Below are 20,773 nucleotides of genomic sequence, written 5' to 3'. Positions count from 1 at the left end.
GTCGGTCATGTCCTTGCTGGCCGGTTTTCCACCGCTCGTCGCACCGGGGGCTCGCGCCCTCATTCTGGGCAGCATGCCGGGAAAGGCATCGCTGGCTGCGGCGCGTTACTACGCGCATGAGCGCAACAGTTTCTGGCGGATCATGGGCGATTTGCTCGATGCCGGCCCGGATCGCCCCTATGCCGAGCGCCTGCACCGATTGGCCGGGGCGGGCATTGCCGTGTGGGATGTGATTGCAGCCTGCGAACGCGAGAGCAGCCTTGATGCGGATATTGTTTCGGCGACCGTCAGGGTCAATGATTTTCAGTCGTTTTTCGCGGTCTACCGCGATATTCGGGTCATTTTCTTCAATGGCGCGGCGGCCGAGACAAATTTTCGGCGGCATGTCCTGCCCGATCTGGAGGATGGGCGGTTCGTATTGCAGCGTTTGCCTTCGACCAGCCCGGCTCATGCTGCGCTGACTTATGCCGAAAAGCTGGCGGCCTGGTCGGCAATTGTTGCACTGCCCAATAACTAGGCTCGGGCAGCGTATAATCGGCGTTTTGCTTTTTTAGCCGCGAATCAATGGCCCACGACGTCAAATCCCAGCTGACCACCTTGTTGCAACAGGCGCTTGCCAGCGTTGCTCCGACCGCAACCGAAACCCCGATTCATCTCGAACGTCCGCGCGATCCGACGCACGGCGACTTCGCGACCAACCTGGCCATGCAACTGGCCAAGGCGCTGAAGAAGAATCCACGCGAAATCGCCAACCAGCTGCTCGCTGCCTTGCCGCCTTCGAAGCTGGTCATCAAGGCCGATGTCGCCGGTGCCGGCTTCATTAATTTCACGCTTGATCCGCGGGCCAAGCTCGGTGTGGTCAGCGCCGTGCTGGTTGATGGCGCCAATTATGGTCGTTCGACGCAGGGTGGCTGGCAGAAGGTCCAGGTCGAGTTCGTTTCGGCCAACCCGACCGGCCCGCTGCACGTCGGGCATGGTCGCGGCGCCGCCTACGGGGCTTCGCTTTCCAGCCTGCTGACTTTTGCCGGCTGGGATGTGACCCGCGAGTATTACGTCAATGACGCCGGGCGTCAGATGGATATTCTCGGCCTGTCGACCTGGTTGCGTTACCTCGAACAACACGACGTGGTCGTCCCTTTTCCGCCGAATGCCTATCAGGGCGCTTATGTGCGCGACATGGCGGCCCAGCTCAAGCATGCCCACGGCGACAAGTATCTGCGCAGCGCCGAGGCCGTTCAGGCTGGTACGCCGGGGCTGCCGGAAGCAGGTCGGGCCGATGACGAGGCCAAGCAGCAGCGCGAACTGCATCTCGATGCATTGATCGCCAAGGCCAAGGAATTGCTCGGTCCGGACTGGGAATACGTCCATCAGCATGCGCTCAACGAGCAGTTGGCCGATTGTCGCGACGACCTGAAGGAATTCGGCGTTGAATTTGAGGTCTGGTACTCCGAAAAAGCCTTGTATGACACCGGATTGGTCGCCCGTTGCGTCGACCTGCTGGAAAAGAAGGGTCACCTCTACGTCCAGAACGGCGCCCGCTGGTTCAAATCGACGGCTTTTGGCGATGAAAAGGATCGTGTCGTCCAGCGCGAAAATGGCCTCTACACCTATTTCGCTTCCGACATCGCCTACCACCTGAACAAGTTCGAGCGTGGTTTTGACAAGGTCATCAACATCTGGGGCGCCGATCACCACGGCTACATCCCGCGTGTGACCGGTGCGATCAAGGCGCTGGAGCTGGATTCGGACAAGCTGCAGGTGGCGCTGGTCCAGTTCGCCGTGCTCTATCGCAATGGCCAGAAAGCCTCGATGTCGACCCGCTCGGGCGAGTTCGTCACGCTGCGCGAGCTGCGCAAGGAAGTCGGCAACGATGCCTGCCGTTTCTTCTACGCCCTGCGCAAGTCCGACCAGCACCTCGATTTCGACCTCGATCTGGCCAAGAGCCAGACCAACGAAAATCCGGTCTATTACATCCAGTACGCCCACGCCCGCATCTGCTCGGTGATCAACCAGTGGTCGGGTGATCTCGACAGCCTGCCGGAAGCCCCGCTGGCCCGCCTGGAAAGTCCGCGCGAACTGGCGATTGCCAATCAACTGGCCCAGTTCCGCGAAATCATCGAAACCGCAGCGCGCGATCTCGCGCCGCACCTGATCGCTTTCTACCTGAAAGACCTGGCCGGTGAATTCCACGGCTGGTACAACGCCGAACGCATGCTGGTTGATGATGCCGAACTGCGTGAAGCCCGTATCGCGCTGGCGGCCGCTGTGCGTCAGGTGATTCGCAACGGTCTGGCCATTCTGGGTGTCAGCTGCCCGGAATCGATGTAAGGAAAACAACTCATGACCCGCGATATGAAACCGCGCAGGAATCAACCGGCGAAAAAGAAATCGGGCGGCGGCACGCTGATCGGCATGTTCATCGGTCTTGTCCTCGGCGTCGGTGTCGCGGCTGGGGTCGTCTGGTACATGAACAAGGCGCCGTTGCCGTTCAACAAGCAGGTTCAGGCATCGGCCAAGCCCGATGCCGCGCCGGCCAACGGCAAGCCGGCCGGCAATGCCCCGGCTACCCAGCCGGCCCAGCCTGTTGCCTTGCCGGGCAAGCCGGGCGATCCGGTGCCGGAGAAGCGTTTCCAGTTCTACGACATCCTGCCGGGTAAGGCGGACGCCGTACCGGACAAGGCGGGCAAGCCGGAAGTGCGGAAAGACGAGCCTAAAAAGGACGAAAAGAAGGAAGAGCCGAAGAAGGAAGAGTCCAAGGAAAGCAAGACACCGCTTTTCCTGCAGGCCGGTTCTTTCAGTACGGCGCAGGATGCGGACAACCAAAAGGCCAAGCTTGCGTTTATGGGAGTTGAAGCCGTCATCCAGCAGGTGATGATTCAGGACAAGACGCTGTACCGGGTACGGGTCGGTCCTTATACCAAGATCGATGAATTGAACAAAACCCGCGCCGAACTGGCCAAAGCCGGTATCGATGCCCAATTAGCCAAGAACAAGGAGTAAGCCGTGAAGTTTGCCCGTCGCAGTTTTGTTGCCGCCATTTTTGCCCTTGGCGCCGCGTTGACCGTTGCATTGCCTGCGCAGGCCCAGAGTGCCGGCAAGGATTACACGGCGATCACGCCGGCCCAGCCGACCGAGGATGCCGGCAAGATTGAAGTGCTGGAGTTTTTCAGCTACGGCTGCCCGCACTGCAGCGATTTCCATCCGCAACTGTCGTCGTGGATCGGCAAGCTGCCGTCTGACGTGGTCGTCAAGCGCGTCCCGATCACCTTCGGGCGTGGCGCCTGGGCGAATATCGCCAAGCTTTATTACACCCTGGAAATCACCGGCGATCTGGCCAAGCTGGATGGTGATGTCTTCAAGGCCATTCATGCCGAGCGGATCAACCTTTTTGAAGAAAAGGCGCTGGCCGAATGGGTCGTCAAGAAAGGCGTCGATCCGAAGAAGTTTGCCGAAACCTTCAATTCCTTCGGTGTCATGAGCAAGGTCAAGCGTGGTGACCAGATGGCTCAGGCTTACAAGATTCAGGGCGTGCCGGCGCTGGCTGTCGAAGGCAAGTATCTGGTCGGCGGCAAGGATTTCACCGAAACGCTGCAGATTTCCGACAAGCTGATCGCCAAGGTTCGCAGCGAGAAGTCCGGCAAGAAGTAATTGAGCCGTCTCAAGGTCCTCATTACGGGCGCCTCGTCGGGTATCGGCGAGGCGCTTGCCGTTTACTATGCCGCACAAGGCGCGCAATTGGGGCTGATGGCCCGGCGGGCCGAGGTGCTTGCTGCGCTCAACCAGCGGCTGGGCGGGCAGCATGCCTGTTATGCGCTCGATGTCGGCGATGCGCCGGCACTGCATGCGGCAGCGAATGATTTCATCGCCCGTTTCGGTGCGCCGGATATCGTCATCGCCAGTGCCGGCGTTTCGGCCGGTACGCTGACCGAGTGCGAGGAAGATCTGGCGGTTTTCCGCCGGGTCATGGAAATCAATGTGTTCGGGCTGGCCGCAACTTTTGCGCCTTTCATCCCGGCGATCAAGGCCGCTGGCGGTGAGCGGCGCCTGGTCGGGATCGCTTCGGTGGCTGGTATTCGCGGTTTGCCCGGGGCCGAAGCCTATTCGGCGTCAAAGGCCGCGGCGATTGCCTATCTTGAAAGCCTGCGCCTTGAAATGCGGCCCTACGGCATCAAGGTCGTGACGATTGCGCCCGGCTATATCGCAACCCCGATGACTGCGGTCAACCCCTACAAAATGCCGTTTTTGCTGCCGGCCGACCAGGCCGCCGAGCGTTTTGCCCGTGCCGTCGAGCGCGGCGTCAGCTATACGGTCATCCCGTGGCAGATGGGCATCGTCGCCAAAGTGCTGCGCTTGTTGCCGAATTTTCTTTACGACCGCTTGTTTGCCGGTGCGCCCCGCAAGCCCCGAGGGTTGCCGCTCTAGGATTCCGGCTGGCAAGCAGGTAATATTCCGTATATAACAAAAGTAATAATTAAGACTGCTCGGGCCAGGCATGAGCTTGCCCGGCTGATGCCACAGGTACGGAGACGAAGGTGACAACTGCAAGCGGGCATTCGGCCGATCTCGGGATCGACCTGAAACAGCTCGACGAGATTCTCGATGGCTCGCCGGTGCCAACGTTCGTGATCAATCTGGATCACTGCGTGACGCACTGGAACCGCGCCTGCGAGTTCGTGCTGGGCTACTCTGCCGGCCAGATGCTGGGAACTACCGATCAATGGAAGCCGTTTTACCCGGCCGCCCGCCCGGTGATGGCCGATCTGGTTGTGTCCGGCGAACTCGAATCCGGCGTCGGCGCCTATTACAGCAACAAATTCCGTCGTTCGACCATTATTCCCGGCTCCTACGAGGCGGAAGATTTTTTCCCGCAGATGGGGCCGGCCGGAACCTGGCTGTACTTCACGGCGGCACCGTTGCGCAACATGGCCGGCGAGGTGGTCGGTGCGATCGAAACGCTGCAGGATATTTCGGCCCAGCGCCGGGCCGATGAAGCCTTGCGCCGCGAGCACCAGATCCTGAATGCGATGATCGAGCACTTCCCCAGTGCCATTTCGGTGACTGACAGCGATCTGCGTCTGATCAAGCACAACCAGCAGTTTCGCCGGATACTGGATTTTCCCGAGACCTTGCTCGATGGACCGACGCCGCTCGAAGACTACATTCGCTTCAATGCCCGGCGCGGCGAATACGGCTCGGTCGATGTCGAAGCCTATGTCGCCGAAGCGTTGGCTCGGGCGCGCAGTGCGACGGCCCATTGCTTCGAGCGCGTCCGGCCCGACGGGACGGTGCTTGAAATCAAGGGCTCGCCCTTGCCGGATGGCGGGTTCATCTCGTCCTATACCGACATCACGGCACGCAAGAACGACGAAGCGCGGATCATGCGTTTGCTTGAAGAGCAGCGGCTCATTTTCGACAACGCGCATGTCGGGATCGTCTGGGTGCGCCAGCGCCGGATCATCAGTTGCAACCAGCGCCTCGCCGAGATGTTCCTGTACGACGACCCCGGCCAGCTCGAAGGTGGGCTGACCCGGCCATTTTATGACTCCGACGCGCAATACGAAAAAATCGGCAACGAGATGTACGCCGATCTGGAAAGCAAGGGGGCGGCCCAGAGCGAATACGAAATGCGCCGGCGCGATGGTTCGCCCGTCTGGATCATGCTCACCGGTCGCCCGCTGGATCGGGGAAATGTGACCGAAGGCTCGATCTGGGTTTACACCGATGTGACGACCAAGCACCAGCAAGAGGCCGAATTGCATCTGGCCGAGCGGGTCTTTGCCCACAGTTCGGAAGCCTTGATGATTACCGACCGTTCCGGGGTGATCGTCAACATCAATCGGGCCTTTACGCAGATTACCGGCTACGAACGGAATGAAGTCCTGGGGCAGACGCCACGCATCCTCAAGTCCGGGCGCCATGATCCCGCGTTTTATGCCGCGATGTGGGCGGCAGTGGTCGAGCGTGGCGTGTGGGAGGGCGAGGTCTGGGATCGGCGCCGGAACGGGCAGGTTTACCCGAAATGGCTGTCGATTACGGTGGTGCGCGACGCCGTGGGCGAAGTGATCAATTACATCGGCTGCTTTTCCGATATTACGGAACGTAAGGCGGCGCAGGAGCGCATCCAGTATCTGGCGCACCATGACCCGCTGACCAGCCTGCCCAACCGCGTTCTGCTGCGCGAGCGATTCAACCAGATCATGGCGCAGGCGCGGCGTTCGGGGCGCAGCATCGCCTTCATGTTCCTCGATCTCGATCACTTCAAACGGATCAATGATTCGCTCGGCCACCGTGTCGGCGACAATTTGCTGATTGCCGTGGTCAAGCGCCTGCGCAGTTGCCTGCGCGAATGCGATACCTTGAGCCGTCTGGGGGGCGATGAATTCATCCTGATCCTGGGCGACATCGAAGGGCGGGAGATCGCGGCCCGGATTGCCGAAAAGGTCATTGCCACTCTCGCCCAGCCTTTCCAGATCGGCGAACACACGCTGAATACCTCGGCTTCGCTCGGCATTGTCATCGGGCCGCAGGATGGTGATGACTTTGATTTGCTGATGCAAAAGGCCGATACCGCGATGTATGCCTCGAAAGAACAGGCGCGCGGCACCTACAGCTTCTTCCTGCCGCAGATGGACGAGCAGGCCAAGCGCCGGATGAACCTGGCCAACAGCCTGCGGCGCGCGCTGGGTGGCAACGAATTCAGCCTGGTTTACCAGCCACAGATTTATGCCGATTCGGGCCGGGTGTTCGGTGCCGAAGCCTTGTTGCGCTGGAACCCGCAAGGCGGGCCAGCCGTGTCGCCGGTTGAGTTTATTCCGGTGGCCGAAGAAATCGGCTTGATCCTGCCGCTCGGCGAATGGGTCATCAACCAGGCTTGCGAACAGGCGCGGCGCTGGCGCGATGCCGGGCTGGATTGCCGTATCGCGGTCAACGTCTCCGGGGTGCAGATTTACCGTGCCGACCTGGTCGATGCGGTACAGCGTGCGGCGCGTCAGGCCGGGATTTCGCCGGAACTGATCCAGATCGAACTGACCGAATCGACGCTGATCGACGACAGCATTCTGGTTCAGGATGTGATCGGTGCGCTCAAGGGAATCGGTGCAACGGTCGCTATCGATGATTTCGGCACGGGTTACTCCAGCCTGGCCTATCTCAAGCGTTTCCGCGTCGATAAACTGAAAATCGACCGCAGCTTCATTGCCGATGCCTGCGTCAATGAAGAAAGTGCGGCGATGTCGCGCGCCGTGATCAGTATCGCCCAGTCGCTCAACATGCGGGCCATTGCCGAGGGCGTCGAAACTGCCGAACAGCTCGACTTCATCCGGCGCGCCGGCTGCAACGAGATTCAAGGCTATTACTACAGCCGGCCGCTGGCCCCGGCTGACTTCCTGCAATTTGCCCATGTTGATGGAGGCAAGCCGCGCTGAAGTCTGTTCGACGGCGCGGCGTCCTGTCTTTGCTTCGGCTAAAATAGCCGGATGCTAGAACTTACCCTGAATGGCGTCAGCCGCCAGTTCCCCGATGCCCTGACCGTTGCCGCGCTGGTCGACCTGCTGGGTTACACCGGCAAGCGGATCGCTGTCGAACGCAACGGCGAAATCGTTCCGAAAAGCCAGCATCCGGCAACGCAGTTGTGTACCGGCGACCGGCTTGAAATCGTCGTCGCCGTCGGCGGCGGCTGAGGCATGCCGAGGAACGAGGCTGCGGGATCGGGGGCCATCGTTCTGGTGTCGCAGTGACTCGATCCGGAATATTTACGACAGGACTCCACGCTCATGCACCAATTGACTATCGCCGGTAAGGCGTACCGCTCGCGTTTGCTGGTCGGTACCGGCAAATACAAGGATTTCGCCGAAACCCGGGCGGCAATTGACGCCTCCGGTGCCGAGATCGTTACCGTTGCCATCCGCCGGACCAATATCGGCCAGGATGCCAGCCAGCCGAATCTGCTCGATGCGCTGCCGCCTTCGCAATTCACCATCCTGCCGAATACGGCCGGCTGCTATACGGCCGATGACGCCGTGCGCACGCTGCGCCTGGCGCGCGAACTGCTCGATGGCCATCCGCTGTGCAAGCTCGAAGTGCTCGGCGATCCGACCAGCCTGTTCCCGAACATGCCGGAAACGCTGAAAGCCGCCGAAACGCTGGTCAAGGATGGTTTTCATGTGATGGTTTACTGCTCGGACGATCCGATCCAGGCCAAGATGCTCGAAGAAATCGGCTGTGTTGCCGTAATGCCGCTGGCTTCGCTGATCGGTTCCGGCATGGGCATCCTCAATCCGTGGAACCTGCGCCTGATCATCGATAACGCCAAGGTGCCGGTGATCGTCGATGCCGGCGTTGGCACGGCTTCCGACGCGACTATCGCGATGGAACTGGGTTGCGATGGCGTATTGATGAACACGGCCATCGCGCATGCAAAGAACCCGATCCTCATGGCCAGCGCCATGAAGAAGGGCGTTGAAGCGGGCCGCGAGGCTTTCCTGGCCGGCCGCATGCCGCGCAAACTTTACTCGGCCGACCCATCGTCGCCGACTTCCGGATTGATTGGCTCATGAGCGAAGGTATTTACACCGAAGGCCGGGCCGGCGACGAGCCGGAAAAAAACCACGGCCACATCAAGAGTTTCGTCCGTCGCGCCGGCCGCATGTCGGAAGCGCAGGAGCGTTTCTACAGCGAGATGATGCCGAAGATCGGCGTCGTTTATCAAAACGGCCCGATCGACCTTGCTGCGGTCTACGGTCGTGACAACCCGAAAATCCTCGAAATCGGCACCGGCATGGGGGAAACCACGGCCAAGATCGCCGATGCCAATCGTGATAACGATTATCTCGGCGTCGAAGTCCATGTGCCGGGCGTTGGCGCGCTGTGCAAGCAGATCGCCGAGCGCGAACTGGGCAATCTGCGCATCTGCCAGCACGATGCCGTCGAAGTCGTTCGCGACATGCTGCCGGAAGGTTCGCTGTCCGGCATTCATGTCTTCTTCCCCGATCCGTGGCACAAGGCACGGCACAACAAGCGCCGGTTGATCCAGTCGCCCTTCGTCGCGCTGCTCGCCTCGCGTCTCAAGCCGGGCGGCTATTTCCACTGCGCCACCGACTGGGAAGAGTACGCCCACCAGATGCTGGAAGTGCTCTCCGCCGAGCCGACACTGGTCAATGGCAGCGATGGCTTTGCGCCGCGCCCTGATTATCGTCCGCTGACCAAGTTTGAAAACCGCGGCCTGCGTCTCGGCCACGGTGTCTGGGACGTTATTTTCCGCAAGCGCTGAGCGCGTTGTCGCGGTCGACAGCGATCGGGGGGCGGAATTCGCCGCGCCCGATACGCTGGCTCAGTTCGCCGGCTGACATTGGTTTTCCGTAGAAATAACCCTGGAAAACCTGGCACCCCGATTCCGCCAGGAAATCCCGCTGCGCTTCCGTTTCAACGCCTTCGGCCAGAACCTCCATGTCGAGATTGAGGCCGAGGGCAATGACGGTGTTTGAAATGGCCCGGTCGCTGGCGTTGTCCGGCAGATCGCGGACGAACGCCCGGTCGATCTTCAGCCGGTCGAGCGGGAAAGCCTTGAGATAGGCCAGCGACGAATAACCGGTGCCGAAGTCGTCGAGTGCGGTCCGGACGCCCATGGCATGCAGGCCGCGCATGATCTCGATGGCGCCCAGCGGATCGCTCATCAGCAACCCTTCGGTGATTTCCAGTTCGAGCAAATGGCTCGGCAAGCCGGTTTCATCAAGGATTTGCGCCACCGTGGCCAGCAGATCGCTGCGCCGGAACTGCCGGGCCGACAGATTGACCGCGACGGGGACCTCGAAGCCGAGTTCCTTGTGCCAAGCCAGCGCTTGCTGGCAGGCAACGCGCATCACCCATTCGCCGATGGCGACGATCAGCCCTGTTTCTTCAGCCACGGGGATGAACTGGACTGGAGAAACCTGGCCCAGTTCCGGATTGTTCCAGCGCAGCAGTGCTTCGACGCCGACCAGCCGCTCATCGCCGGCGCTGATTTGCGGTTGATAGACGACCGAGAATTCGTCATGGTCGAGTGCCAGGCGCAGCATGCGCTCCAGTTTGAGCAACTGGGCGCCCAGTTCATTCATTTCCCGCGCATAGTATTTGTAGAGGTTCCGGCCATCGGCCTTGGCGCTGTAGAGGGCTGATTCGGCCGCCATCATCAGTGTCTTGGTGTCGTGACCGTCGGACGGGAAAATGGCCGCACCCAGGCTGGCGGTCACGTGCAGGATGACGCCGTCCAGCTCGAAAGGCTCGACGAATGCGGCCAGCAGCTTTTCGCAGATCGTCGCGACATCCTGCGGGCTGGTAATTTCATTGAGCAGGATGGAGAAGCGATTGCCGCCGGGGCGGGTGACCAGATCCTGCTTGCGCAGGGTGTTCTTGATGCGCTCTGCGGTGTCGATCAGGATGGCATCGCCAGCAGTATGGCCCATCGAGTCGTTGATGATCTTGAACCGGTCGAGGTCGAGTTCGAGAACGGCAAAGCAGCCCTGGTTGCGTTGGCCACCGGCAATTGCCTGATCCAGGGCGGAAAGCCAGAATTCGCGATTGGGCAGTCCGGTCAGCGCATCGAAAGTACGCAGCTGCTCCAGCAGGGCTTCGACTTTTTGATGCTGGCTGAGATCGAAGATCATGCCGGTGTAGTTGGTGATCTGCTTCTCATGGTTCCTGACGGCAACAATCGACAGCAGGGCCGGATAAATCTCGCCATTCTTGCGGCGGTTCCAGACTTCGCCTTTCCAGCTGCCGCTGGCCTTCAGGTGGTGCCACATGCGTTCGTAAAAATCGGTACCGTGACGGCCGGATTTGAGGAGCCGCGGGTGTTTGCCCAGGATCTCGTTGCGCTCATAGCCGGTGACCAGGCTGAAGGCAGGGTTGATGTCGATGATCTTGAGTTCCGCATCGGTGATCAGGATGGATTCGACGCTGTTCTGATACACCGCATCGGCCAGACTGAGCCGATGTTCGGCCACCCGACGACCGCGCTGGATCTGGTTGAGCAGAACGGCGGCCAGCACGAAAGAGAGCAGGGCCAGCAGGCCATTGATCATCAACTCGTGGCTGGCCCGGTTTTCCAGTTGATGTGCGCTGAGATTGACTGCCAGACCGAGTTCGTCTTCCAGCCTTTTCAGTGCATCGATTTTGCTTGAAGAGACACTGAACCATTCCTCGGCTTTCGGGAGCGGATAGTCTGATTCGGTATTGCCGTTGGCTTCGCGCAGGCTGGCCGCGATGATATTCAACCGGATGCGGTCGGCCCGGGCGGCATCCGGCTGGGTCAGTATGTCTTGAAACGTATGGGTTGCCGCCGGGTGCGCCAGGCGCAGGAAGTTGCTCACTCGGGCATCTTCGACAGCCTTGATCCGATGGTAGGCGGCCATGCGTCCGGCGCTGAAATTCTTGTCGGAGAGCATGGCGGCGAGCAGGGCGCGTTCCTGGCCGGCCATTTCCTTAGCCTGCATCAGCGAGACAAAGGCCATTTGCTGGCGCAGGACGGCTGCTTCAATATCCTGGCCGAAAGTGGCCAGTTGCAACTCGAACAAATCGTCGATCAGGTCGGTATAGCGTTCGACAATGAATTCGCGGGACAGCTTGAGTTCGCTGACGTTGTCGCGCAGCTTGGGCAGGGCGGCCAGTTTTTCACGCAGTCGCTCGACGACAGGCGGTGTTGCTTCGCGGGGTAATAGTTTTTCATTCAGGACAGCGAGCGACTGATCGGTCGACAGGCGCTGAAAGCCCAGTGTTTCGGCAAAGTTCCGGCTGCTCGAAGCGATGAATCCGCTCGACATGCCGCGTTCTTTCTGCAACTCATGAATGACCAGGCTGATTGTTGTACTCGTCCGGGTCCAATCGCGGATGGCCGCCGCATTGCTCAGGCCATCGGCTTTTTCGGCAATGTTGCGCAGGGCGAAAATCGAGAGTGCGACCAGAAAAGCAACGAGAAACCAGTAGACGCTGCGCCGGGCCACGGTTTGGGCGTGAGGAGGGTGAGGTTCGTCGGTGCTGGAGGGCGCGGGAGCTGACATGGATCTATCGGTTCTTCCTCGGTTGAGCCTGGCAGAGGGATGGCCGTGAAGCCACGTTGCGTAATATACACTTCAGGCTGTGAGTTGGGATTTGACTGGAGACAGAAGCATGCAGATTGTCTGGAACAGCAGCATGGAAACCGGTGTCCGTACCATTGATCGACAGCATGAGGAGCTGATTGGCATGATCAATGATCTGGCGGCCATTCTTGAGACCCACCCCGATCAGGCAACGCTGGAGGATATTCTCCGGCGCCTCAAAGCCTATGTCATTTTTCATTTCAGCACCGAGGAGAGCTTGCTGGCCAACTTGCCCGATCAGCAGGAGCATGCACTGGCTCATCTGGCCATGCATCGCGAGTTTGCCGGGCAACTTGCTGCGCAGGGCGAAACGCTCCGGGCCGACGATGCGGCTGCGCTGCAAGGCCTGCTCGATTATCTCCAAGGCTGGCTGCTCAACCACATCCTGAAAACTGATCGCCAGCTTGGTCAGTTGCTGAATCGGCAAGCTGTCGAATCTGCCGGTATCGAGCGGGTTGTTTCGCGCTAAACTGCCGCCCCGTTCGTGCTGCATCCATGCGCCGACCTTCTTTATCTATTCATTGAGCAATTGAGTCATGTGGTTTAAAAATCTCCAGCTGTACCGTCTGCCGACACCGTGGAATATCGATCTTGCCAAATTCGAGGAACTGCTCGGTCGCGGCCCCTTCGTCAAATGCCCGAGCAACCAGCCGATGTCGCGGGGCTGGGTGTCGCCGCGCCGTGACGGGACGCTGGTCTTCTCGCTCGGCCGTCAGTGGATGATCGCCCTGTCGGTCGAACAGCGCCTGCTGCCCTCGTCGGTGGTCAATGAAGAGGTCAAGGAACGGGCCGATGCGATGGAGGCGCAACAAGGTTATGCGCCTGGCCGCAAGCAGCTCAAGGAATTGCGCGAACGCGTCACCGAAGAGTTGATGCCGCGCGCCTTCACCCGCCGCCGCACGACCTATGCCTGGATCGATCCGACCAACGGCTGGTTCTGTGTTGATGCTTCCAGCCCGGCCAAGGCCGAGGAAGTGATCGAGCATCTGCGCCATTGTCTCGACGAACTGCCGCTCAGCATGGTCCATACCCAGATTTCGCCGCAGACCGCGATGGCCGACTGGCTGGCTGGTGGCGAAGCGCCGGCTGGTTTTACCATCGACCGCGATTGCGAACTCAAGGCGGCCGGCGAAGAGAAATCGGCCGTGCGTTACGTCAAGCACCCGCTCGACGGCGAGGAAATCAGCGGCGAGATCAAGGCCCACCTGGCCAGCGGCAAGTTGCCGACCAAGCTGGCCCTGACCTGGGACGACCGGATTTCCTTCGTGCTTGGTGAAAAGCTTGAAATCAAGCGTCTCGCTTTCCTTGATCTGCTCAAGGAAGAGGCCGAAAAGAGCGCCGAACGGGCCGACGAGCAGTTCGATGCCGATTTCGCGCTGATGACCGGCGAATTCGCCCGTTTCCTGCCGCAAGTCATCGAGGCCCTGGGCGGCGAAGTCGTCGAAACACCATGAAGCCGGCGGCGGCTTGCCCCTGTGGCGGCGGCAAGCCTTACGCGGTTTGTTGCGGTCAACTGCATTCCGGGGCTGAAATCGCGTCGACCGCGGAAGCGCTGATGCGCTCGCGCTACAGTGCCTACGTACTCAATCTGGCGCCTTACCTGCTGGCCACCTGGCACGCTTCGACACGTCCGTCCGAACTCGATCTGAGCGACGACGGCACGAAGTGGCTGGGCCTCAACGTCAAGCGTCACCAGACCGTCGATGAAACTCATGCGACGGTCGAATTCATCGCCCGCTACCGTATTGGCGGGCGTGGCTACCGACTCTATGAAATCAGCCGCTTCGTCCGCGAAGACGGGCGCTGGTTCTATGTCGATGGCGACCTCAATCCCCAGGAAAAGAACACCGCATGATCCTCCTCAGAAACGTTACCTTGCGCCGTGGCAGCAAGGTCTTGCTCGACAAGACCTCGGTCACCGTCAATCCCGGCGAAAAGGTCGGCCTGGTCGGCCGTAACGGGGCCGGTAAATCGACGCTGTTCGGCCTGATCAACGGCACGCTGCACGAAGACGGCGGCGATTTCTCGATGCCGACCGCCTGGCGCATGGCTCAGGTGGCACAGGACATGCCGGAAACCGATCAGTCGGCGACCGACTTCGTGATCGAAGGCGACAGCACGCTGCTCGCCGCCAACGCCGAAGTGGCGGCGGCCGAAGCGAGCGACGACGGCATGCGCATGGCCGAAGCCTACATGGCGCTGCATGACGCCGGCGCGCACGATGCCCCGGCCCGCGCCCAGGCGCTGATCCTTGGCCTCGGCTTCTCGGTCGCCCAGCTTGAAGAGCCGGTCAACAGTTTCTCCGGCGGCTGGCGCATGCGCCTGCAACTGGCCCGCGCGCTGATGTGTCCGTCCGACATCCTGTTGCTCGACGAACCGACCAATCACTTGGACTTGGACGCTCTCGTCTGGTTGGAGGCGTGGCTGAAGCGCTATCAGGGCACGCTGGTGATGATCAGCCACGACCGCGAATTCCTCGATGCGATTACCAGCGTCACGCTGCACATCGACAACGCCAAGCTGGTCCGCTACGGCGGCAATTACAGCAAGTTCGAAGACATGCGTGCCGAACAGATGCTGCTCCAGCAGGCGACGATGGCCAAGCAGGCCGAGAAGATCGCCCACCTGCAATCCTTCATTGCCCGCTTCAAGGCCAAGGCCAGCAAGGCCAAGCAGGCACAGAGCCGGGTCAAGGCGCTCGACCGGATGGAAAAGATCGCGCCGGTGCTGGCCGATGCCGAATTCACCTTCGAATTCCAGGAACCGCAGAACCTGCCCAATCCGATGCTCTCGATGGTCGATACAACGATTGGCTATCCGCCGGCCGAAGATGCGCCCGAGGGTACGCCGTCGACTGTCATCGTGCGCGGTATCAACCGCTCGGTGATGGCCGGTCAGCGTATCGGCATCCTCGGCGCCAACGGCCAGGGCAAGTCGACGCTGGTCAAGACCATCGCCCGCGACCTGACGGCGATCAGCGGCGAAGTCACCGAGGGCAAGGGCCTGAGCATCGGCTACTTCGCTCAGCAGGAACTCGACGTGCTGCGCCCCCAGGATACGCCGCTCGAACACATGGTCCGCCTGGCCAAGGAAGCGATTGCCGCCGGCCGGAGCAATGTGCCGGGCCGCGAGCAGGAACTGCGCAACTTCCTCGGTACCTTCAATTTCGGCGGCGAGATGGTCAAGCAGGCCGTGGGGACTATGAGCGGCGGCGAAAAGGCCCGGCTGGTGCTGTGCATGATCGTCTGGCAACGCCCGAACCTGCTGCTGCTTGACGAGCCGACCAATCACCTCGACCTCAGCACCCGCGAAGCCCTGGCTGTCGCGCTCAACGAGTTCGAAGGCACCGTCATGCTGGTCAGCCACGACCGTGCACTGCTGCGCTCGGTCTGCGACGAGTTCTGGCTGGTTTCCAAGGGTGGCGTCGGGCCGTTTGACGGCGACCTCGAGGACTACCAGCGTTACCTGCTCGACGAAGCCAAGCGGGTTCGCGAAGAGGCCGCTGCCGCCCACAAATTGCGCGGCAGCTGAGGCATTTTGCCGGCCCGGAGGCGTCGACCGCGGCAGTTGCCAGGCGGCGCCCTTGTTTGCGATGATCCGGGGCTGAACGGGAGAAGTCATGGATTCAAACAAAGCGTCGGCCGGCGAAGCGCCCTGGAAGCACTATTCCGTCCTGGTCGTCGATGACGAGCCGGGCATGGTCAGTTTTCTCCAGCGCGCCCTGGTCCAGCGGTGCGGCAGTGTCGATGCGGCCGGCAGTGTCGAACAGGCGGCACCGATGCTGCAGCGTCGGCTCTATGACCTGATCGTGCTCGACATTTCGCTGCCCGGCCGTTCCGGTATCGACTGGCTGCACGAATTGCGCGACGAGGGTTATGCCGGCGATGTCGTACTGATGACGGCCTATGCCGACCTCGATACGGCGATTGATGCGCTGCGTGCCGGGGCGGCGGATTTCCTGCTCAAGCCGTTTTCGCTGGCCCAGATGCTGAATGCCATCCAGCGTTGTTTCGAACGCTCAAAACTGATTCGGGAAAATTTCGTGCTGCGCCGTGAAGTGAGTGAGCGGACGGCCGATGTCGAAGGCGTTGTCGGGCAATCCGATGCCATGCTGGCCGCCTGCGAGCGACTCAAGCGGATTGCGCCGACCCCGGCGACGGTGCTGCTGACCGGCGAATCGGGGACCGGCAAGGAAGTCGCGGCGCGCGCCCTGCACCGGATGAGCCAGCGCGCCGCCGGGCCGTTTGTCCCGGTCAACTGCGCGGCGATTGCCGCCGAGTTGATCGAATCCGAGCTGTTCGGTCACGTCAAGGGCGCCTTTACCGGGGCTCAGAAAAACCGCGAGGGTTTGTTCTACTACGCGCGCGGCGGAACGCTGTTTCTTGACGAGATTGGCGAGTTGCCAGCCCCGGCGCAAGCCAAGCTGCTGCGCGTACTTGAGGAACGGCGCATCCGCCCGGTGGGGTCGGAACAGGAAATTCCGGTTGATGTGCGAGTCATCGCCGCGACCAACCGCGAGCTGGTCGAAGAAGTCGCCGCCCATCGTTTCAGGCAGGATCTTTACTACCGCTTGCAGGTCGTTGAAGTTACCTTGCCACCCTTGCGCGAGCGGCCGGAAGACCTGCCGCTGCTGGTCGAGCATTTCATCGGCCAGCTGGCGCCGTATCTCGATGTGCCGCGCCTTGAGCTGGATGCCCGTACGCTGGCCCGGATGGCGGCTTACGACTGGCCGGGCAATGTGCGCGAACTGCGCAATTTTGTTGAACGTTCCTTGATTCTCGGCTGGTTTGATCTTGGGCCGGAGCCGAAAGCCACGGCCCAGCCGGCGGGGCATGCTGACGAAAGCCTGGAGTCGGTCGAGAAGCGCCACATTCTCGCCGTGCTGGCGGCGTGTGACGGGAATAAATCGGAAGCCGGGCGCCGGTTGGGCGTGTCGCGCAAGACGCTGGATCGCAAATGCCATGTCTGGGGCGTGACGGAAGCGGTATGACCGGCCGCTTACCGTTTCAACAACAGGCAGGCCGTGACTGAGCGCAAGCCCGTCCTGTTCGAGCCGCCGAGTCGTCGTTCGGTTCGTGTGCGCCTGCTGTTGCTGGCGCTGTTGCCGCTCGGCATTGCCTTGCCGGCCATGGTGGCGGTTTTGGCCAGTTGGGGAGGTGATTATTTCGATCGCTTGCTGGTCACCAAGGTGCGGGCCGATCTGGCCGTGGCGCATGGTTATTTCGAGCGGGTTTCGGACGGCCTCGGGCGCTCGGTCGAAGGCCTGGCCGGCTCGGCGCGCCTGGTCCGGGCGCTGACTTTGCCGGCGAAGCAGCAGGAAGCGGCGCTGGCGGATTTGCTCGATGGCGCACGAGCGGCTCAGCGACTCGATTTCCTGCATTTTCTGCCGGTCGACCGCAGCACTCAGCTGGCTGCCATCTGGCCAGTTATCGGCGCGGCCCGCCAAGGCGTGGCGCGCACCGAAACAGAAATATTCTCAGCGGATCAATTGCGCCAGATCGATCCTGCGCTGGCTGAGCGGGCCGTTACGCCCTTGCTGGCCACCGCCAATGCGACCGTCGATCAACGCGTCGTCGAGGCACGTGGCCTGCTGTTGCATACGGCCGCCCCGGTTCGCGATGCTCGCGGGGTGCTGCGCGGGGTGCTGGTTGGGGGCTTGTTGCTCAACAAGAATCTGGCCTTTATCGATCGGCTCAATGCCATTGTTTATCCGGACGGGGCATTGCCGCTGGGCAGCGCCGGAACGGCGACGCTTTTTCTCGATGATGTGCGCGTCGCCACCAATGTTCGCCTGTTCCAAGGTGAGCGGGCGATCGGCACGCGGGTTTCCGCCGCGGTGCGCCAGGCGGTGCTCGATGAAGGGCGGACCTGGCTGGATCGGGCTTTCGTCGTCAACGACTGGTACGTCTCGGCTTACGAGCCGCTGCTCGATAGCCATGGCAAGCGGATCGGCATGCTTTACGTTGGTTTTCTTGAAGGCCCCTTCGAAGCCGCCAAGCGCAGCGCACTGGGCGTCGTAGTCGGTCTGTTTGCCTTGGTCATGCTGGTGGCCGGTGTTTTTGCCGTGCTGTGGGCGCGTCGGGTTTTCAAGCCGATCGAACGCATGCATGCCACCATGCACGCGATTGAAAATGGAGATGTCGGCGCGCGTGTCGGGCCGGTCGGTAGCCATGATGAACTCGGTATTGTGGCCTCTCATTTCGACCGTCTGCTCGACCGCCTGCAGGCGCAAGCGACTTCGCTGAAACGCTGGGGCGAGTCGCTCGATGCCGAAGTGGCCGCCCGGACATCCGATCTGGAACAGGCCGTGGCCGATCTGAAGGCAGCGCAGTCGCAACTGGTGATGAACGAGAAATTGGCCGCCATTGGGCAGTTGACCGCAGGGGTCGCCCATGAAATCAATAACCCGATTGCTGTCATGCAGGGCAATCTCGATGTATTGCGCGACATCCTCGGGCCGGCCGCCGAGCCGGTGGCGCCGGAAATCAAATTGATCCACGAACAGGTTCAGCGTATCCGGCTGATTGTTGCCAAGCTGCTGCAATTCGCCCGGCCGCAGGATTATGTCGGCTATCTCGAACCGGTCGCTCCGGCGCCGCTGATCCAGGATAGCCTGGTTCTTGTCGGCCACCTGCTCAAACAAGGCAACATCGCCATCGAACAGCATTTCGATTCGAGCCGGCATGTCCTGTGCAACCGCAACGAATTGCAGCAGGTGCTGATCAACTTGCTGGTCAATGCCATCCAGGCCATGCCCGAGGGCGGTGTGCTGCGCCTGATCGCGGAAGACTGGGATGAAAGCGACATGCCGGTCGGCTTGCGCCTGGTTGTCGCCGACTCCGGTGCGGGGATCAGCGATGCCGACAAGGCGCGTCTGTTCAAACCTTTCTTTACCGCCAATAAAACGGATGGCACCGGATTGGGCTTGTGGGTCAGCCAGTCGCTGATTGAACGTTACGGTGGCCGGATCACCGTTGATAGCCTGGCCGGCCGCGGTACGCGTTTTGCCGTCTGGCTGCGTTTCGAGCCGCTCGCCGTCGAACGGCCGGCCTAGTCTTTTCGTTTCGCAAAACTTCACAGTTGCTGGCTGCCCGTTTGGCTAGGATGCTTGCTTCAACTTCCAATGGAGCAACAAATGGGTCTTTTCGATCAGGTCGTCGGCGCACTGGCCGGTGGGCAGTCTGGCGGCAATGCAGCGTTGCTCGAAACTGTCATGCAAGTCATCAATAACCCGCAAACCGGTGGGCTGGCTGGACTGGTCCAGTCATTCCAGCAAGGCGGTCTGGGCGAAATCGTCAATTCCTGGGTGTCGACCGGGGCAAACCTGCCGATCTCGGCCGAGCAGATCCAGAGCGTTCTCGGTGGCGCTTCCCTGCAGGATATGGCCGCCAAACTCGGCATCGGCCAGCAACAAGCCTCCGGCTCGCTGGCTGAACTCCTGCCGCAGGTGATCGACCAGCTGACGCCGAATGGTCAGTTGCCACAAGGTGGCGATCTGATGGCGCAAGGCCTGGAACTGCTCAAGGGCAAGCTGTTCAGCTAATTGCTGGCTGACTGCAAAGCCCCGCCGGTGTGCGGGGCTTTTTTATGGCGTCATGACGTCGTTGCAGCTCATCGCGTCTTGCCGGGCATGGCTCCGATGATGGCACCGGTTGAAACGACCACAATTCCCAGAACCACCGTCCAGGTTAATTGCTCGTTGAGAATGAAGTAAGCGCCGATGGCAGAAACAGCCGGCACCAGGGCCAGCAGCATCGATGCCTGGCAGGCACCGATTTTCTGGTTGGCGTAGCTGTACAGGCTGGCCGCAAGCATTGCGGCAATGATGCCTTGGTAGATGCATTGCAGCGTTATGTCGCCCCACCCTGCATCGGGCAGGTTTTTGGGCAGGAAAAGCAGGTAGACCGGCCAATAAATCAGTATTGCAAATACGGCGATGCCACAGATGCCGAGCAGCGGACGGATTTGCCAGCGGCGCATCAGGATGCCAAATATCGCCCATGACAATGCCGCCGCCAGGAAAAACAGATCACCGATGAATTCCTGTTGTCCGTGATGCGACAACAGGCTGTCGATGCCGATCAACAGCAGTCCGCAGGCCGAAATGAGAAGCGCGAGCAGCGTTTGCCGGGGCAGGTGGAAGCCGGTCGTCAGCGCCACGATGACGACCGTAAAGAACGGAATTCCGCCATTGACGAAAATCCCGGCATGGGCGCTTGGGGCAAAGGTGAAGCCGGAATAGACAAACAACCCATAGCCGAGTCCGCCAAAAATGCTCAGACCCAGGTAGCGCGGCCAATCGCGCGGAGGAACGTTGCGCAGGAAGTAGGCGCCGCCCAGTAGCCCGGAAATGCCATAGCGCATCGCTGCCAGGTCGAATGGCGTAAATGCTCCCTTGCTTCCGAAGCGCGAAACAATGTTGAAGCCGGACCAGCAGAGAACAACCAGCAAGCCGGCAATGAGTCCTTTGGTCGTGTCTGAAAATGTTTGGCCGGGCGTCGGGTTCACTGGGGAGGTCATGGGTCTTGGTGGGGGTTGGTCAGGTGGAGTAAAGCATGCGCAAGGGTTTTGGAACAGACTCACGGCGATTGGTTTTCAATGGCCACAGATCGGGTGGTTGTTTTTTCCTTGGCGCAGGGTATCTCGCAGGAGCGTGCATG

18 protein-coding genes are annotated in these 20,773 nt (G+C 60.9%); 16 read left to right on the top strand and 2 right to left on the bottom strand.

Annotation, left to right across the window (positions count from 1 at the left end; translation table 11 throughout):
- The first annotated feature begins 7 nt into the window (after positions 1–7).
- From GBK02_RS00220 to trmB, 9 genes are all read left to right on the top strand, one after another.
- Positions 8–517, top strand: coding sequence for a DNA-deoxyinosine glycosylase (locus GBK02_RS00220; RefSeq protein ID WP_203467781.1), 510 nt, complete (start codon positions 8–10; stop codon positions 515–517).
- Between the two features lie 47 nt (positions 518–564).
- On the top strand, positions 565–2,328 hold the full coding sequence (gene argS / locus GBK02_RS00215; protein ID WP_203467780.1) for an arginine--tRNA ligase: 1,764 nt from the start codon (positions 565–567) through the stop codon (positions 2,326–2,328).
- 12 nt (positions 2,329–2,340) lie between these two features.
- A complete protein-coding gene (locus GBK02_RS00210) occupies positions 2,341–3,000 on the top strand; it encodes an SPOR domain-containing protein (RefSeq protein ID WP_203467779.1) in 660 nt (219 codons plus the stop codon).
- 3 nt (positions 3,001–3,003) lie between these two features.
- Complete coding sequence (locus GBK02_RS00205; protein ID WP_203467778.1) at positions 3,004–3,648, top strand: thiol:disulfide interchange protein DsbA/DsbL; 645 nt, start codon at positions 3,004–3,006, stop codon at positions 3,646–3,648.
- Entirely contained in the window at positions 3,649–4,422 is a 774-nt protein-coding gene (locus tag GBK02_RS00200) for an SDR family oxidoreductase (protein WP_203467777.1), read from the top strand. It begins immediately after the preceding gene.
- A gap of 110 nt (positions 4,423–4,532) precedes the next feature.
- The gene (locus tag GBK02_RS00195; RefSeq protein WP_203467776.1) at positions 4,533–7,424 is read left to right on the top strand and encodes an EAL domain-containing protein; all 2,892 of its coding nucleotides are present in this window, start codon (positions 4,533–4,535) and stop codon (positions 7,422–7,424) included.
- A 51-nt stretch (positions 7,425–7,475) separates the two neighbouring features.
- Positions 7,476–7,679 carry a sulfur carrier protein ThiS gene (gene thiS / locus GBK02_RS00190; RefSeq protein ID WP_203467775.1) on the top strand — a complete coding sequence of 68 codons (204 nt, stop codon included), beginning with the start codon at positions 7,476–7,478 and terminating at the stop codon, positions 7,677–7,679.
- A 93-nt stretch (positions 7,680–7,772) separates the two neighbouring features.
- A complete protein-coding gene (locus GBK02_RS00185; RefSeq protein ID WP_203467774.1) occupies positions 7,773–8,555 on the top strand; it encodes a thiazole synthase in 783 nt (260 codons plus the stop codon).
- On the top strand, positions 8,552–9,268 hold the full coding sequence (gene trmB / locus GBK02_RS00180) for a tRNA (guanosine(46)-N7)-methyltransferase TrmB (RefSeq protein ID WP_203467773.1): 717 nt from the start codon (positions 8,552–8,554) through the stop codon (positions 9,266–9,268). The genes GBK02_RS00185 and trmB overlap by 4 nt, the downstream gene beginning before the upstream one ends.
- On the opposite strand, the gene GBK02_RS00175 is transcribed toward trmB, so the two are convergent.
- Entirely contained in the window at positions 9,249–12,032 is a 2,784-nt protein-coding gene (locus GBK02_RS00175) for an EAL domain-containing protein (protein ID WP_203467772.1), read from the bottom strand. The two genes, trmB and GBK02_RS00175, sit on opposite strands and share 20 nt — an antisense overlap.
- Before the next feature lie 109 nt (positions 12,033–12,141).
- Between GBK02_RS00175 and GBK02_RS00170 the strand changes: the two genes are divergently transcribed.
- From GBK02_RS00170 to GBK02_RS00140, 7 genes are all read left to right on the top strand, one after another.
- Positions 12,142–12,582: a bacteriohemerythrin gene (locus GBK02_RS00170; protein ID WP_203467771.1), complete on the top strand. Its 441-nt coding sequence runs from the start codon at positions 12,142–12,144 to the stop codon at positions 12,580–12,582.
- A gap of 67 nt (positions 12,583–12,649) precedes the next feature.
- On the top strand, positions 12,650–13,567 hold the full coding sequence (locus GBK02_RS00165) for a recombination-associated protein RdgC (RefSeq protein ID WP_203467770.1): 918 nt from the start codon (positions 12,650–12,652) through the stop codon (positions 13,565–13,567).
- The gene (locus GBK02_RS00160) at positions 13,564–13,968 is read left to right on the top strand and encodes a YchJ family protein (protein ID WP_203467769.1); all 405 of its coding nucleotides are present in this window, start codon (positions 13,564–13,566) and stop codon (positions 13,966–13,968) included. The genes GBK02_RS00165 and GBK02_RS00160 overlap by 4 nt, the downstream gene beginning before the upstream one ends.
- Positions 13,965–15,644, top strand: a complete 1,680-nt coding sequence (locus GBK02_RS00155) for an ABC-F family ATP-binding cassette domain-containing protein (RefSeq protein WP_203467768.1) — start codon at positions 13,965–13,967, stop codon at positions 15,642–15,644. The genes GBK02_RS00160 and GBK02_RS00155 overlap by 4 nt, the downstream gene beginning before the upstream one ends.
- 88 nt (positions 15,645–15,732) lie before the next feature.
- Positions 15,733–17,103: a sigma-54 dependent transcriptional regulator gene (locus GBK02_RS00150; RefSeq protein ID WP_203467767.1), complete on the top strand. Its 1,371-nt coding sequence runs from the start codon at positions 15,733–15,735 to the stop codon at positions 17,101–17,103.
- Between the two features lie 33 nt (positions 17,104–17,136).
- Complete coding sequence (locus GBK02_RS00145; protein WP_239003096.1) at positions 17,137–19,167, top strand: cache domain-containing protein; 2,031 nt, start codon at positions 17,137–17,139, stop codon at positions 19,165–19,167.
- Between the two features lie 81 nt (positions 19,168–19,248).
- Positions 19,249–19,656: a YidB family protein gene (locus tag GBK02_RS00140; RefSeq protein WP_203467766.1), complete on the top strand. Its 408-nt coding sequence runs from the start codon at positions 19,249–19,251 to the stop codon at positions 19,654–19,656.
- Between the two features lie 68 nt (positions 19,657–19,724).
- On the opposite strand, the gene GBK02_RS00135 is transcribed toward GBK02_RS00140, so the two are convergent.
- On the bottom strand, positions 19,725–20,633 hold the full coding sequence (locus GBK02_RS00135; protein ID WP_203467765.1) for a DMT family transporter: 909 nt from the start codon (positions 20,631–20,633) through the stop codon (positions 19,725–19,727).
- Positions 20,634–20,773: the final 140 nt, after the last annotated feature.

The organism is Dechloromonas sp. TW-R-39-2 (assembly GCF_016864195.1).
In the GTDB taxonomy this organism is placed as follows: domain Bacteria; phylum Pseudomonadota; class Gammaproteobacteria; order Burkholderiales; family Rhodocyclaceae; genus Azonexus.
The sequence above is the reverse complement of the archived record's forward strand: the minus strand, read 5'-3'. Positions and strand labels throughout refer to the sequence as shown.

What these genes read in the sequence shown, in the direction of transcription:
- GBK02_RS00135 (WP_203467765.1), bottom strand. Translation starts at nt 20,633, where the DNA reads ATGACCTCCCCAGTGAACCCGACGCCCGGCCAAACATTTTCAGACACG.
- GBK02_RS00165 (WP_203467770.1), top strand. Translation starts at nt 12,650, where the DNA reads ATGTGGTTTAAAAATCTCCAGCTGTACCGTCTGCCGACACCGTGGAAT.
- thiS (WP_203467775.1), top strand. Translation starts at nt 7,476, where the DNA reads ATGCTAGAACTTACCCTGAATGGCGTCAGCCGCCAGTTCCCCGATGCC.
- trmB (WP_203467773.1), top strand. Translation starts at nt 8,552, where the DNA reads ATGAGCGAAGGTATTTACACCGAAGGCCGGGCCGGCGACGAGCCGGAA.
- GBK02_RS00185 (WP_203467774.1), top strand. Translation starts at nt 7,773, where the DNA reads ATGCACCAATTGACTATCGCCGGTAAGGCGTACCGCTCGCGTTTGCTG.
- GBK02_RS00140 (WP_203467766.1), top strand. Translation starts at nt 19,249, where the DNA reads ATGGGTCTTTTCGATCAGGTCGTCGGCGCACTGGCCGGTGGGCAGTCT.
- GBK02_RS00170 (WP_203467771.1), top strand. Translation starts at nt 12,142, where the DNA reads ATGCAGATTGTCTGGAACAGCAGCATGGAAACCGGTGTCCGTACCATT.
- GBK02_RS00220 (WP_203467781.1), top strand. Translation starts at nt 8, where the DNA reads ATGTCCTTGCTGGCCGGTTTTCCACCGCTCGTCGCACCGGGGGCTCGC.
- GBK02_RS00160 (WP_203467769.1), top strand. Translation starts at nt 13,564, where the DNA reads ATGAAGCCGGCGGCGGCTTGCCCCTGTGGCGGCGGCAAGCCTTACGCG.
- argS (WP_203467780.1), top strand. Translation starts at nt 565, where the DNA reads ATGGCCCACGACGTCAAATCCCAGCTGACCACCTTGTTGCAACAGGCG.
- GBK02_RS00175 (WP_203467772.1), bottom strand. Translation starts at nt 12,032, where the DNA reads ATGTCAGCTCCCGCGCCCTCCAGCACCGACGAACCTCACCCTCCTCAC.
- GBK02_RS00155 (WP_203467768.1), top strand. Translation starts at nt 13,965, where the DNA reads ATGATCCTCCTCAGAAACGTTACCTTGCGCCGTGGCAGCAAGGTCTTG.
- GBK02_RS00150 (WP_203467767.1), top strand. Translation starts at nt 15,733, where the DNA reads ATGGATTCAAACAAAGCGTCGGCCGGCGAAGCGCCCTGGAAGCACTAT.
- GBK02_RS00210 (WP_203467779.1), top strand. Translation starts at nt 2,341, where the DNA reads ATGACCCGCGATATGAAACCGCGCAGGAATCAACCGGCGAAAAAGAAA.